Consider the following 13,415-nt stretch of genomic DNA (forward strand, 5'->3'; position numbering starts at 1 on the left):
CCGGAAAATCGTTCGACCATTCCGGTGCGGGTCATACTCTCTGCGTCGACCCTGACCGCTCGGGCGGTCCTGGGGCGGGGGCGCATGGCACATATTCCGGGTCGCAAAGGGTGAAGGGCAGCCGCGCATGCAGGGCACGGTCGACGGATTCAGCTATGGGGTCGTCACCCCGCTGGTGGCCTATGTGATGGCCTGCCTCGGTGGCGCCCTGGGGCTGCGCTGCACGACCCGGGCGATGCTGGTGGCCCACTCCTGGCGGCCCGCCTGGCTCGCCCTGGGCTCGGCGGCGATCGGCTCCGGCATATGGACCATGCACTTCGTCGCCATGATGGGGTTCAGCGTCAAGGAGACGCCGATCCACTACGACAAACCGATCACCTATGCGAGCCTCGGCCTCGCCATCGTCATGGTGAGCGTCGGGATCTTCATAGTCGGCTACCGAGGCGCCACCGGGACCGCGCTCTTCACGGGCGGCACCGTCACCGGTCTGGGCATCGCCTCCATGCACTACCTCGGCATGGCCGGCCTGCGCCTCAACGGAAGCCTGACGTACGACACGCCCACGGTGGCCGCGTCCGTGGTGATAGGGGTCGTGGCCGCCACCTCGGCCCTGTGGGCGGCCGGACAGGTCCGCGGCTTCCTGTGGAGCGTCGGCGCGAGCCTCGTCATGGGACTCGCCGTCAGCGGCATGCACTACACCGGCATGGCCGCCCTCTCCGTCCACCTCCACAGCGCCGGCGTGACGACGCCGGGCGACTCACCGGCCTCGCTGCTCGCCCCCATGCTGATCGGCCCGCTGGCCTTCCTCTGCATCGCCGCCGCCGTCGTGATCTTCGACCCGCTGATGGTCATGGGCAAGCCCGGCCGGCTCCGCGTGGAGCACAAGCCGGGCGTCCCGGCCGACGAGGTCACCCACCACCCGAGCCGCCGCCCGTCCCTGCGCGTCGGCCGCCAGCAGAGCCACCACGCCTCGCGAACCCCGCAGAACCGCTGATCAGAACCGGTTGTCAGTGCGGGGTCGTACGGTGGAACCCATGCGGCCCGTTTCCCACATCGAACGCACGGTGGCGCCCTTCGAGGTCGTCAGCCCGTACCAGCCCAGCGGCGACCAGCCGGCGGCCATCGCCGACCTGGCCAGGCGGATCGAGGCCGGTGAGAAGAACGTCGTCCTCCTCGGCGCGACCGGCACCGGCAAGTCCGCCACCACCGCGTGGATGATCGAGAAGCTCCAGCGCCCCACCCTGGTGATGGCGCCGAACAAGACGCTGGCCGCCCAGCTGGCCAACGAGTTCCGCGAGCTCCTCCCGAACAACGCGGTCGAATACTTCGTCTCGTACTACGACTACTACCAGCCCGAGGCGTACGTCCCGCAGTCGGACACCTACATCGAGAAGGACTCCTCGATCAACGAGGAGGTCGAGCGGCTGCGCCACTCCGCCACCAACTCGCTGCTCACCCGCCGCGACGTGATCGTGGTCGCCTCCGTCTCCTGCATCTACGGCCTCGGTACGCCGCAGGAGTACGTCGACCGGATGGTCCCGCTGCGGGTCGGCGACGAGATCGACCGCGACGACCTGCTGCGTCGTTTCGTGGACATCCAGTACACGCGCAACGACATGGCGTTCACCCGCGGCACCTTCCGCGTCCGCGGCGACACCATCGAGATCTTCCCGGTCTACGAGGAGCTCGCGGTCCGCATCGAGATGTTCGGTGACGAGATCGAGGCGCTGTCCACGCTCCACCCGCTCACCGGCGAGATCATCAGCGACGACCGGCAGCTGTACGTTTTCCCGGCCTCCCACTACGTCGCCGGCCCCGAGCGCATGGAGCGGGCCGTCAACGACATCGAGAAGGAGCTGGGGGAGCGCCTGGCCGAGCTGGAGAAGCAGGGCAAGCTCCTGGAGGCCCAGCGGCTGCGCATGCGTACCACGTACGACATCGAGATGCTCCGCCAGATCGGCACCTGTTCGGGCGTGGAGAACTACTCGATGCACTTCGACGGCCGCGCGCCCGGCTCCCCGCCGAACACCCTGCTCGACTACTTCCCCGAGGACTTCCTCCTCGTCATCGACGAGTCGCATGTCACCGTGCCGCAGATCGGCGCCATGTACGAGGGTGACGCCTCCCGCAAGCGCACCCTGGTGGACCACGGCTTCCGGCTGCCCTCCGCCCTGGACAACCGCCCGCTGAAGTGGGAGGAGTTCCAGGAACGGATCGGACAGGCCGTCTATCTGTCGGCGACCCCCGGCGCGTACGAGCTCTCCCGGGCGGACGGCGTCGTCGAACAGATCATCCGCCCCACCGGCCTCGTCGACCCCGAGGTCGTCGTCAAGCCCACCGAGGGCCAGATCGACGACCTGGTGCACGAGATCCGCAAGCGCACCGAGAAGGACGAGCGCGTCCTGGTCACCACGCTCACCAAGAAGATGGCCGAGGACCTCACCGACTACTTCCTGGAGCTCGGCATCCAGGTCCGCTATCTGCACAGCGACGTCGACACCCTGCGCCGCGTCGAGCTGCTGCGCGAGCTGCGCTCCGGCGAGTACGACGTCCTGGTCGGCATCAACCTCCTGCGCGAGGGTCTCGACCTGCCCGAGGTGTCCCTGGTGGCGATCCTCGACGCGGACAAGGAGGGCTTCCTGCGCTCCGGCACCTCGCTGATCCAGACCATCGGCCGCGCGGCGCGCAATGTCTCCGGCGAGGTCCACATGTACGCCGACAAGATCACCCCGGCGATGGCGAAAGCCATCGACGAGACCAACCGGCGGCGGGAGAAGCAGGTCGCCTACAACACGGCCAACGGCATCGACCCGCAACCGCTGCGCAAGAAGATCAACGACATCGTCGCCCAGATCGCCCGCGAAGAGGTCGACACCGAGCAGCTGCTCGGCTCGGGCTACCGCAAGCTGAAGGACGGCAAGGCCGCCAAGGCTCCCGTCCCGGCCCTGGGCGACAAGGCGGCCAGGGGCGCGAAGGCCGGCAAGACCGCCAAGGGCAAGGCCAAGGAAACGGTGCCCACCGACCGGCCGGCCGCCGAACTCGCCGAGCAGATCGAGGAGATGACGGAGCGTATGCGTGCCGCCGCCGCGGATCTGCAGTTCGAGATCGCGGCCCGGCTGCGCGACGAGGTCTCCGAGATGAAGAAGGAGCTGCGCCAGATGAGAGAGGCAGGCCTGTCCTGACCTCTGGACCGCTGCCGAACCCCGGCAAGGGCGCGAAGTGTTGCAAGACCGACACAAAGCGCGGGCCGGGGTTCGGCACTGTCAGCGGCGCTGCATAGGGTTTGGGGCAACCGCGCACTTCGCGGGAACCGGGGACATCCGACGAGGGGAAGCAGCCGTGACCGTCAACATGACCAAGGGCCAGGCCATCAGCCTGGAGAAGAAGGACGGCGGCTCCCTGAGCGCGGTCCGCATGGGTCTTGGCTGGAAGGCGGCACCCCGGCGCGGGCTGTTCGGCTCGCGCACCCGTGAGATCGACCTGGATGCCTCGGCGGTGCTGTTCGCCGACAAGCAGCCCGTCGACGTCGTGTTCTTCCGGCACCTGGTGAGCGACGACGGCTCGGTCCGCCACACGGGCGACAATCTCGTCGGCGGCGCCGGCCAGGGCGGCGACGACGAGGCCATCCTCGTCGACCTCGCGCGCGTCCCGGTCCACGTCGACCAGATCGTCTTCACCGTCAACTCCTTCACCGGGCAGACCTTCCAGGAAGTGCAGAACGCCTTCTGCCGACTGGTCGACGAGACCACCGGCCAGGAACTCGCGCGCTACACGCTCGACGGCGGCGGGGAGTACACCGCCCAGATCATGGCGAAGGTGCACCGGTCGGGATCCGGCTGGACGATGACGGCCCTGGGCGTCCCGGCCAGGGGCCGCACCTTCCAGGACCTGGTGCCGGCGATCCTGCCGAACCTCTAGCAGCGGCCCGACGGCACACGAGGACACGACACACAGGGGGACGTGCGCAATGGCGGCCGAGCTGGTGCGTGGGCAGAACCATCCGCTCGCGCGGAACCGGATCGAGATCCGGATCTCGGCCGACGCGCCCTTCGTGGCCGGCGCGACCCTCGCCGACGAGAGCGGCCGGGTGCGGGGCGCCGACGGGGTGGCCCATCCGGGCGCGCCCACGCTGCCCGGGATCGAGGTCTCCCGGCAGGCGGCCGCCGAGCACCGGCTCGCCGTCGATCTCGACGCCATGCCCGAGACCGTGCACCGGGTCAGCGTCCTGATCGCCCTGCCCGCCACGCCCGGCGGCCCGACCCGCTTCGGCGCCCTCGCGGCGCCGCGCGCCGCGGTGACCGGACTCGACGGCACCGAGGTCGCCGGCTACACCCTCACCGGCCTGGACGCCGAGTCCGCGGTCGTCGTTCTGGAGCTCTACCGCCGCCACACCGCCTGGAAGATCCGCGCGGTCGGCCAGGGATACGCGGCGGGCCTCCCGGCGCTCCTCGACGACCAGGGCCTGCCCCAGGCCGCCGAACTCGCCCGCGGGATCGAGGAAGCGGTGGCGCGGGGCCTGGCCCGCTCGGTCCCGGCGCCCACCACGGACGCCGACCGCTCCCGCCGCACGGCCGCCTCCGCCCATGGCCCTGACCTGCCGGGCACCGCCACCGCCGCCGGATCGCCGTACGACGTCCAGACCCCCGGTGACAGCGCGGTGCGGCCCGCTCCTCCCGAGGGACCGGCGGCCGCTCCGCCCACCGGCGGCCCCGTCGACTACACGCATCCGAAGCGACGTCAGCCGCCCTCGCCCCCGGCCCCCGAGGCCCCAGCCCCGGCGGACGGGCCCGTGCCGCCCGTCGCGGGCGACGCGGTCGGCTGGTCCATGGACGAGCGGCTCTACAACCAGGTCTGGGGCATGTTCGAGGACCTGGCCCGGTCCACCGCCGCCTATCGCAGCGCTGTCGACTTCGCCGACTCCCGCCTGGAGAAGGAACTCGACCAGGTCCTGTCGGACCCGCGCAGCCGACTGGGCTCGGCGGGTGACGCCGCCCGCGAGGCGGCCCGGGCCCGGCAGGCCCAGCTGGTCGATCAGGCGCAAGCGGTTCTCGACCGGGACCTCGCCCAGCTCGCCGCCGAGTCCGAGGTCGTCGAGCCCGCACTGCCACCGGCGTACGCCCGCTGGGACAACCCGGCCTGGCACGGCTACCGGGTGCCGACGGAGCCGCCGATGGCCGTCCGGCTGGGCGACCTCCACCTTCCGGAGAGCGACCCGCTGCGCATTCCGATGCTGGTCCGGCTACCCCTGGAGCGGGGCCTGTGGATCGACAGCGGGGTGCCCGACGAGTCCCGGTCCGTGGAGGCGGGTGAGCTGCGGCACCTCGCCCTGCAGACGGCGGTGGCGCTCGCGGCCCGGCTGCTCGCCGTTCATCCGGCGGGGGAGTTCGGCGTGCGGGTCATCGATCCCGCGGGAGCCGGCGCGTCCGCGCTCGCACCGCTGACGGAGACCGGTGCGCTGGACACGCCGCCCGCGACGGGCGCCGCCGGAGTGGCCGGCACACTGGGGTCGCTCACCGAGCGCGTGGACCTGGTGCAGATGGCGGTGCGCGGCGGTGCCTCCGACGCGCTGCCGTCCGGTCTGGACACTTCACGGCAGCTGCTGATCGTGCACGACTTCCCGCACGGCTTCGACGACCGGGCCGTCACCCAGCTGCGCTATCTGGCGGACGAAGGCCCGGACGTCGGCGTCCATCTCCTGCTGGTCGCCGACCGTGAGGACGCCGCCGCCTACGGCCCGTTGCTCGATCCGCTCTGGCGTTCACTGATGCGACTCACGCCGGTCCCGGACGATCACCTGGCCGACCCGTGGGTGGGGCATGCCTGGACGTACGAGCCCTGCCTCGTACCGCCTGGCAGTCATGTGCTCCAGGGGGTGCTCACCCAGGTCGTGGCCGCCCGCACAAAGCGCACGTAAAGCACCTTGACCAGGTGATTTGGTCTTTCTTTTACTAAGTTCTTTACCTTCCCTTGGTGATTGGGGTACTGTTTTCCGTACGGAGGGGAGTACTCCCTGTCTGCTGCGGCGTACCCGTCAATACGGATCCGATCGGATCCCGGGGCGTCGGCCCGTCCCGGGTGGAAGAGACCTCCGGTAGCGCAACGCCAAATCTTTGCCGTTCACTAACCGGAGGCGACAGTGGATGTATCCCCGACCTTGTGGGTCCTCACCGTCCTGGGGCTGGCCGCCCTTATCGCGGTCGACTTCCTCATCGGCCGCAAGCCCCACGACGTATCCGTCAAGGAAGCCGGTATCTGGACCGTCGTCTGGATCGCCCTGGCCGGGCTCTTCGGCCTCGGCCTGCTCGTCTTCGGCGGCGGCCGGCCCGCCGGCGAGTTCTTCGCGGGCTTCATCACCGAGAAGTCGCTGAGCGTCGACAACCTCTTCGTCTTCGTCCTGATCATGGCGAAATTCGCCGTGCCCTCGCGGTACCAGCAGCGGGTGCTGCTCGTGGGCGTCCTCATAGCCCTGGTGCTGCGGGCCGCCTTCATCGCCGCGGGCGCCGCGATCCTCGCCAGCTTCTCGTGGGTCTTCTACCTCTTCGGTGCGTTCCTGATCTGGACCGCCTGGAAGCTGGTCCAGGAGGCCCGGGCCGACCAGGAGGAAGCGGAGTTCGAGGAGAACAAGCTGCTCAAAGCCGCGGAGCGCAAGTTCGGCGTGGCCGACCGCTACCACGGAACCAAGCTGTGGATCCAGCAGAACGGCAAGCGGGTCATGACCCCGATGCTCGTCGTGATGCTCGCGATCGGCACGACCGACGTCCTGTTCGCGCTGGACTCCATTCCCGCCATCTTCGGCCTGACGCAGGACCCGTACATCGTCTTCACGGCCAACGCCTTCGCGCTGATGGGCCTGCGACAGCTGTACTTCCTCATCGGCGGACTGCTGAAGAAGCTGGTACACCTCTCCTACGGCCTGTCGATCATCCTCGGTTTCATCGGCGTCAAACTGGTGCTGCACGCGCTGCACGAGTCCGGCGTCCACGTCCCGGAGATCAGCATCCCGGTCTCGCTCGGCGTGATCTGCGCGGTCCTGACCGTCACCACGATCACCAGCCTGTGGGCCTCGAGGAAACAGGTGGCGGCCGAGACGGCGCAGGCTCGGAGCGAAGGCGCTCCGAAGGACAGCATCGACGTCTGACCACGCGGACACGGGAACAACCATCCCGCGAGCGGTGCGAAGCGCATTGCCGGCCCACCGCCGCGGATGTTCCGCCACCCCGTGGCCGCAACCGTGGCATGTGCCCAGCTCATCGGCTTCGAGACCGACCGCATCGAGGAGACGGAGGCCCTCGCCGACGGGATGGGCAGCCGGTTCGCCGGCGTGAGAACAGTCCCGCACGCCGTCTGATCCCCCAGGGACCGGAACCGGCCCGGCCGCTGCCTTCGCGTGATCGAGGTCAACTCCCGCCCCGGACTCGTGCCGCCCGCGTGGCCGGTCCCGGAGCCCGAAAGGACCCGAATGCGAAGCCCGCACGCCTCTGCCACCATCGCTGCATGATCACTCGGCTCAGGTCGCTCACCACCCAGTGGACGCTTCTCGTGCCGGTGCTCGCGGTCGTCCTGCTCCTGTTCACCTGGGGCCGTGATCTGCCCGGCGCGGTCGTCGCGCTGGTGACCGTCGTCCTCGCCGGATCGGTCCTCGCCGCGGTTCACCACGCCGAGGTCGTGGCCCACCGGGTCGGCGAACCCTTCGGGTCGCTGGTCCTCGCGATCGCCGTCACGATCATCGAGGTCGCCCTGATCGTCACCCTCATGGCCGACGGCGGCGACAAGAGCTCCACCCTGGCCCGGGACACCGTCTTCGCCGCCGTGATGATCACCTGCAACGGTATCGTCGGCCTCTGCCTCCTCGTCGCCTCGCTCCGCCACGGCACCGCGGTCTTCAACCCCGAGGGCACCGGCGCCGCCCTGGCGACCGTGGCCACCCTGGCCACGCTCAGCCTGGTGCTGCCGACCTTCACCACCAGCAGACCGGGCCCGGAGTTCTCCAGTGCGCAGCTCGCCTTCGCGGCCCTGTCGTCACTGATCCTGCACGGCCTGTTCGTGGCCACCCAGACCGTGCGGCACCGCGACTACTTCCTGCCGATCACCCAGCAGGGCGAGGTGATCACGTCCGAGGACCGCGCCGCGGCCCCGTCCGGGCGCGCCGCCTCGGTCAGTCTCGGCCTGCTCGGCCTCGCTCTCGTCGGGGTCGTCGGACTGGCCAAGGGCGTGTCGCCGACGATCGAGTCCGGGGTGGCGGCGGCCGGCCTGCACCAGGCCGTCGTCGGTGTGGTCATCGCCCTGCTGGTACTGCTGCCCGAGACCATCGCCGCTCTGCGGTCGGCCCGCCGCGACCGAGTGCAGACCAGTCTCAACCTGGCGCTGGGTTCCGCCATGGCCAGCATCGGCCTGACCATCCCCGCCGTGGCCCTCGCCTCCGTCTGGCTGTCCGGCCCCCTGGTCCTCGGTCTGGGCGCCACCCACATGCTGCTGCTCGCACTGACCGTGGTGGTCAGCTCGCTGACGGTGGTGCCGGGCCGGGCCACGCCGCTGCAGGGCGGCGTCCACCTGGTGCTGTTGGCCGCCTACCTGGAACTGGCGATCAACCCGTAGCCGGTCCGCGAACACTCACCCGGCGACCGGCTCGACCGCGGCCACCGCCACCGGACGCGTCTCCGGCAGCAGCGCGAAGCACCCCAGGCTCAGCAGCGCGATCGCCGTCAGATAAGCCCCCACGGCCCACGGCACGCGTCCACTGTGTTCCGCCAGAGCCGTCGCCACGATCGGCGTCAGCGCACCCCCGAGGACGCCGCCGAGGTTGTACCCGACGGCGGCACCGGTGCACCGCACCCGGGGCTCGTAGAGTTCCGGCAGGTAGGCGGCGACCACCGCGAACATGGTGATGAAGGCGACCAGGGCACCCGTGAACCCGAGGAACATCAGCAGCGGTTGTCCGCTCGCGAGCAGCGCGACCATCGGGCACATCCACAGCGCCGAGGCCGTGCACCCCACCAGACACAGCGGCCGCCGCCCGTAGCGGTCGCCCAGCAGGGCCATCACCGGCGTGAGCGCCCCCTTCACCACCACGGCGGCCATGACGCAGGTCAGCATGACGGTACGGCTCACCCCGAGCCGCTCCGTCCCGTACGCCAGCGACCAGGTCGTCACCGCGTAGAACACCGCGTACCCGACCGAGAGAGCCCCCGCGGTCAGCAGCACCAGCCGCCAGTGGTGCCGTACGACCTCGGCGAACGGCATGCGCGCGGGCTCGTCGATCTCCAGGAACTGCGGAGTCTCGGCGAGCGACGAACGCAGCCAGAGCCCGCCCAGCGCCAGCGCCCCGGCCGCCCAGAACGGCACCCGCCACCCCCACAGCGCGAACTGGGCGTCCGTCAGGGACGCCGAGAGCGCGAGCATCACGCCGTTGGCGAGGAGAAAACCGATGGCCGGACCGATCTGCGGAAAGCTCGACCACAGGGCGCGCCGCCCGGCAGGCGCGTGCTCCGCGGCGAGCAGCACCGCCCCGCCCCACTCTCCGCCGAGCCCGAGCCCCTGCAGAAAACGCAGCAGCAGAAGCAGCAGGGGAGCGGCGACGCCGATCCTGTCGTAGGACGGCACGAACCCGACCGCGACCGTCGACGCCCCCGTCAGCAGCAGGGACGCGAACAGCACCGGCCGCCGGCCGCGCCGGTCCCCGACGTGCCCGAACAGCACCGAGCCCAGCGGCCGGGCCACGAACCCCGCGCCGAACGTCCCGAACGCCGCCAGTGTCCCCGCGAGCGGCGAGAACGTCGGGAAGAACAGCGGTCCAAGGACGAGCGCCGCGGCCGTCCCGTAGACGAAGAAGTCGTAGAACTCGATCGCGGTCCCGGTGAGGGAGGCGGCGGCCAGCCGCAGCATCGAGGGGGCCCTTACAGTGCGTGCATCATGCATGCTCCGTCAACTACCCAGGGTGATCAAGGGTTACGGGGGCGCACGGTGGTGAGACGCCTCGCGCGGGAGCCGCCGCGGACCGTGATAGACCGGACCGAGCGGCGCCTTCCCGGGCCGTCCGCCTTCCCCACCGGACCGGAGGAATCGTGCCCCGCACCCTGGCCAACGCCCCGATCATGGTCCTCAACGGACCCAACCTGAACCTGCTGGGCCAGCGCCAGCCCGAGATCTACGGCTCCGACACCCTCGCCGACATCGAGGCCCTGTGCGCCAAGGCGGCGGCCGCACACGGCGGCACCGTGGACTTCCGGCAGTCCAACCACGAGGGCGAACTGGTCGACTGGATCCACGAGGCACGCCTCGACCACTGCGGGATCGTCATCAACCCGGGCGCCTACTCGCACACCTCGGTCGCGATTCTGGATGCTCTCAACACCTGTGACGGGCTGCCCGTGCTGGAGGTCCACATCTCCAACATCCACAAGCGCGAGTCGTTCCGGCACCACTCCTACGTCTCCCTGCGGGCCGACGGAGTGATCGCCGGATGCGGCGTGCAGGGCTATGTGTTCGGCGTGGAGCGGGTGGCGGCGCTGGTCGGCGCCACCACCGCGGACGCGTAGCGGCTCAGAGCCGTCCGGCCTCCACGATCCGCCGCAGGAAGCGCCGGGTGCGCTCCTGCCGCGGGTCGCCGAACACCTGCTCGGCCGTGCCGCGTTCGAGTACGACGCCGCCGTCGAGGAAGCAGACCTGGTCGGCGACGTCCCGGGCGAAACCCATCTCGTGCGTCGCCAGCACCATGGTCATCCCCTCGCCCTTCAGGTCCCGGACCACGGTGAGCACCTCGCCCACCAGCTCCGGGTCGAGGGCGGCGGTGATCTCGTCGAGCAGCAGCAGCCGGGGCCGTACCGCCAGGGCGCGTACGATCGCGACCCGTTGCTGCTGGCCGCCGCTCAGCCGGTCGGGGTAGGCGTCTGCCTTGTCGCCCAGTCCGAGGCGTTCGAGCAGTTCCCTGGCCCGCTCCTCGGCCTCCGCGCGGGCGACGCCGTGCACCCGGCGCGGCGCCAGGGTGATGTTGTCCAGCACGGTCATGTGCGGGAAGAGGTTGTACGCCTGGAAGACCACGCCGATACGGCGGCGCACCGCGTCCTGGTCGGCGCGCGGGTCGGTGATCTCCTCGCCGTCCAGCCAGATCGCGCCGTCGTCGATCTCCTCCAGAAGGTTGGCACAGCGCAGCAACGTCGACTTGCCGGAGCCGGAGGCGCCGATCAGTGCCGTCACCGTGTGCGGGGCGACCTGCAGGTCCACGTCCCGCAGCACGACCGAATCCCCGAACGTCTTGCGGACGGACTCCATGCGCAGGACAGGCGCGTCACTCATACGGATCCTCCCTGGGCCCGCCGCCGGTCCATCCGGGCCGTCACCCAGTCCGTGAAGCGGGTCATCGGGATGGTCAGTGCCACGAAGACCAGCCCGGCGACGATGTACGGCGTGTAGTTGAGACTGCGCTGGGCGATGATGTCGGACGCCCGTACGGCGTCGATCGCGCCGCCGATGGACACGAGCCCCGTGTCCTTCTGCAGTGACACCAGGTCGTTCAGCAGCGGCGGCACCTGACGGCGCACGGCCTGGGGGAGCACCACGTACCGCAGCGCCTGCCGGTTGGTCAGCCCCAGAGAGCGGGCCGCGGCGCGCTGCGAGGGGTGCACGGACTCGATGCCCGCACGGAACACTTCGGCCACGTAGGCGGAGTACGTCAGCGTCAGCGCCGTACCGCCCAGCAGCACGGGATCGACGGTCACGCCCTGGAGGCGCAGCGCGGGTACCCCGAAGACCACGATCATCAGGTTGATGATCAGTGGCAGACCACGGAAGAAGTCCGTGTAGGCCGCCGCCAGCGCGCGCAGCGGGAAGAACACCGGCCCCGGCAGCGTGCGGGCGACGGCGATCAGCATGCCGAGGACGAGCACCAGCACGCCGCAGATCAGCAGCAGCCGGACGTTGAGCCACAGGCCTTCGAGCACCTTGGGGAACGCCTCGCGCGCGTACTGCCCGTCGAAGAAGGTCTCCTTGGTGCGCTCCCAGCCCGGCGCGCTGACCACGACCATGTACAGGACGACGGCCGTGACCAGGGTCGACAGCGCGGCGATCGCGATCGCGCGACGGGCGCGGGCACGCTTGTAGCGCTCCCGTTCCAGCCGTCGTCCGGAGGGGGTGTAACCGTGGGCGCCCGCGGGGGCACCGGCCGGCATGTCGCCCTGGCCGTCCGCACCCTCCTGACCGGACTCGTCCTTGGTGACCGTCACTTGAGCACCGGAGCGTCGACGGCGTCGGACAGCCACTGCTTGTCCAGCTTCGCCAGGGTGCCGTCCTTGCGCAGGGCGTCCACGGCCGACGTCACGCAGGACGTGAGGTCACTGCCCTTGTCCAGGACGAGCCCGAACTGCTCGGGCGTGCCGCCCTGGTTCTCGAACTGGCCGACGATCCTGGCGTTCGTCACCTGGGCCGCCGTGACGTAGAAGGCGGTCGGCAGATCGGTGACGATCGCGTCCACCTGGCCGTTCCTGAGCGCCGAGACGGCCTGGTCGTTCTTGGAGTAGGCGGCCGCCTCCTGGGACGGCTTCACCACGTCGCTGATGTAGTTGAGGCTCGTCGTGCCGACCTGGGCGCCCAGCTTGAGGCCCTTGAGATCCGCGATGCTCGTCGCCTTCGCGGCCTTGCCGCCCTTGAGCGCGATGACCGCCTGGCGGACGTCGTAGTAGCCGGAGGAGAAGTCCACGGCCTTCTTGCGCTCGGTGCTGATGGACACCTGGTTGATGTCGAAGTCGAAGGTCTTCACGCCGGGCGCGAACGCCTTGTTGAACGGCACCCGCTGCCAGACGACCGCGCTCTTGCCGTACCCCAGTTGCTTCGCCACGGCGTAGGCGACCGCCGACTCGAAGCCCTCGCCGTTGGCCGGCTTGTCGTCCTTGAACCACGGTTCGTACGCCGGTTCGTCCGTCGCGATCGTCAGCTTGCCGGAGGTCTTGGTGGCCAACTTGCCCTTGGCGCAGGTGGCTCCGGCCGAGGAGGAGGACCCGCCGGACGCCTTGTCGTCCGGCTGCGGAGCGCAGCCGACAGCGGTGGCGAGCAGGGCTATGGTGGCGGCGGCGACAGCGCGACGCAGTGCGCTCGGGGCAGGATGCATGGCGGGAGAGTGACAGCGAACGCCGCGTTTGTCCACGTCAAACGGGCATCTGTCCGCATAGTGGGAACGGGTGTTGCGGTCTTGTGAACGTCGCCGTGGAGGGCGGACGCGCCGGGGCCGCCGGCCGAGGGCGGGGAATGCTGACCGGCGGCCCGTACCGCGCAGGAGCCGTCATCCTGTGCGGGGCTGCCACCAGTTGACTGCGCGACGACGCGCGCCGGGAGCGTGCGCTGGGGGCCGGCGCGGGCGAACCGTTCACACGGGGCGCGCGCGTGGAAGAAACGCGCGCCCGCGCTCATGATGGGAACGCGCGCTT

General features: G+C 70.2%; 12 protein-coding genes. 8 read left to right on the top strand and 4 right to left on the bottom strand.

The genetic code is table 11. The features are described 5' to 3' along the window. Positions 1-127 precede the first annotated feature (127 nt). From LQ326_RS41975 to LQ326_RS42000, 7 genes are all read left to right on the top strand, one after another. Positions 128-994, top strand: a complete 867-nt coding sequence (locus LQ326_RS41975; protein WP_234544348.1) for an MHYT domain-containing protein — start codon at positions 128-130, stop codon at positions 992-994. Positions 995-1,034: 40 nt separating this feature from the next. Beyond that, positions 1,035-3,182, top strand: a complete 2,148-nt coding sequence (gene uvrB / locus LQ326_RS41980; RefSeq protein WP_234544349.1) for an excinuclease ABC subunit UvrB — start codon at positions 1,035-1,037, stop codon at positions 3,180-3,182. Positions 3,183-3,339: 157 nt separating this feature from the next. Beyond that, positions 3,340-3,918 carry a TerD family protein gene (locus tag LQ326_RS41985; RefSeq protein WP_234544350.1) on the top strand — a complete coding sequence of 193 codons (579 nt, stop codon included), beginning with the start codon at positions 3,340-3,342 and terminating at the stop codon, positions 3,916-3,918. Positions 3,919-3,967: 49 nt separating this feature from the next. Then, positions 3,968-5,914 (top strand): TerD family protein, encoded by a 1,947-nt coding sequence (locus tag LQ326_RS41990; protein ID WP_234544351.1) that lies wholly within the window; start codon positions 3,968-3,970, stop codon positions 5,912-5,914. A 222-nt stretch (positions 5,915-6,136) separates the two neighbouring features. After that, positions 6,137-7,138: a TerC family protein gene (locus tag LQ326_RS41995; protein ID WP_234544352.1), complete on the top strand. Its 1,002-nt coding sequence runs from the start codon at positions 6,137-6,139 to the stop codon at positions 7,136-7,138. A gap of 81 nt (positions 7,139-7,219) precedes the next feature. Beyond that, complete coding sequence (locus LQ326_RS48110) at positions 7,220-7,348, top strand: hypothetical protein (protein ID WP_268208243.1); 129 nt, start codon at positions 7,220-7,222, stop codon at positions 7,346-7,348. A gap of 146 nt (positions 7,349-7,494) precedes the next feature. Continuing rightward, positions 7,495-8,595, top strand: coding sequence for a calcium:cation antiporter (locus LQ326_RS42000; RefSeq protein ID WP_234544353.1), 1,101 nt, complete (start codon positions 7,495-7,497; stop codon positions 8,593-8,595). 15 nt (positions 8,596-8,610) lie between these two features. Here the strand turns inward: LQ326_RS42000 and LQ326_RS42005 are convergent, their stop codons facing one another. Next, positions 8,611-9,882, bottom strand: a complete 1,272-nt coding sequence (locus tag LQ326_RS42005; RefSeq protein ID WP_234544354.1) for an MFS transporter — start codon at positions 9,880-9,882, stop codon at positions 8,611-8,613. A 179-nt stretch (positions 9,883-10,061) separates the two neighbouring features. Here LQ326_RS42005 and aroQ point away from each other — a divergent pair, with 179 nt between their 5' ends. Beyond that, complete coding sequence (gene aroQ / locus LQ326_RS42010; protein ID WP_234544355.1) at positions 10,062-10,535, top strand: type II 3-dehydroquinate dehydratase; 474 nt, start codon at positions 10,062-10,064, stop codon at positions 10,533-10,535. A gap of 4 nt (positions 10,536-10,539) precedes the next feature. On the opposite strand, the gene LQ326_RS42015 is transcribed toward aroQ, so the two are convergent. The 3 genes from LQ326_RS42015 to LQ326_RS42025 are packed head-to-tail and all read right to left on the bottom strand — an operon-like array spanning position 10,540 to position 13,099. Then, the gene (locus LQ326_RS42015; RefSeq protein ID WP_234544356.1) at positions 10,540-11,292 is read right to left on the bottom strand and encodes an amino acid ABC transporter ATP-binding protein; all 753 of its coding nucleotides are present in this window, start codon (positions 11,290-11,292) and stop codon (positions 10,540-10,542) included. Then, complete coding sequence (locus LQ326_RS42020) at positions 11,289-12,218, bottom strand: amino acid ABC transporter permease (RefSeq protein ID WP_234544357.1); 930 nt, start codon at positions 12,216-12,218, stop codon at positions 11,289-11,291. Before LQ326_RS42020 ends, LQ326_RS42015 begins: the two co-directional genes overlap by 4 nt. Continuing rightward, the gene (locus LQ326_RS42025) at positions 12,215-13,099 is read right to left on the bottom strand and encodes an ABC transporter substrate-binding protein (RefSeq protein ID WP_234544358.1); all 885 of its coding nucleotides are present in this window, start codon (positions 13,097-13,099) and stop codon (positions 12,215-12,217) included. The genes LQ326_RS42020 and LQ326_RS42025 overlap by 4 nt, the downstream gene beginning before the upstream one ends. Positions 13,100-13,415: the final 316 nt, after the last annotated feature.

Source organism: Streptomyces shenzhenensis, assembly GCF_021462265.1.
GTDB lineage: Bacteria > Actinomycetota > Actinomycetes > Streptomycetales > Streptomycetaceae > Streptomyces > Streptomyces shenzhenensis.

Coding starts and splice junctions, on each gene's coding strand:
- LQ326_RS41975 (WP_234544348.1), top strand. CDS start 128: ATGCAGGGCACGGTCGACGGATTCAGCTATGGGGTCGTCACCCCGCTG.
- uvrB (WP_234544349.1), top strand. CDS start 1,035: ATGCGGCCCGTTTCCCACATCGAACGCACGGTGGCGCCCTTCGAGGTC.
- LQ326_RS41990 (WP_234544351.1), top strand. CDS start 3,968: ATGGCGGCCGAGCTGGTGCGTGGGCAGAACCATCCGCTCGCGCGGAAC.
- LQ326_RS42000 (WP_234544353.1), top strand. CDS start 7,495: ATGATCACTCGGCTCAGGTCGCTCACCACCCAGTGGACGCTTCTCGTG.
- LQ326_RS42005 (WP_234544354.1), bottom strand. CDS start 9,882: ATGCTGCGGCTGGCCGCCGCCTCCCTCACCGGGACCGCGATCGAGTTC.
- LQ326_RS42015 (WP_234544356.1), bottom strand. CDS start 11,292: ATGAGTGACGCGCCTGTCCTGCGCATGGAGTCCGTCCGCAAGACGTTC.
- LQ326_RS42025 (WP_234544358.1), bottom strand. CDS start 13,099: ATGCATCCTGCCCCGAGCGCACTGCGTCGCGCTGTCGCCGCCGCCACC.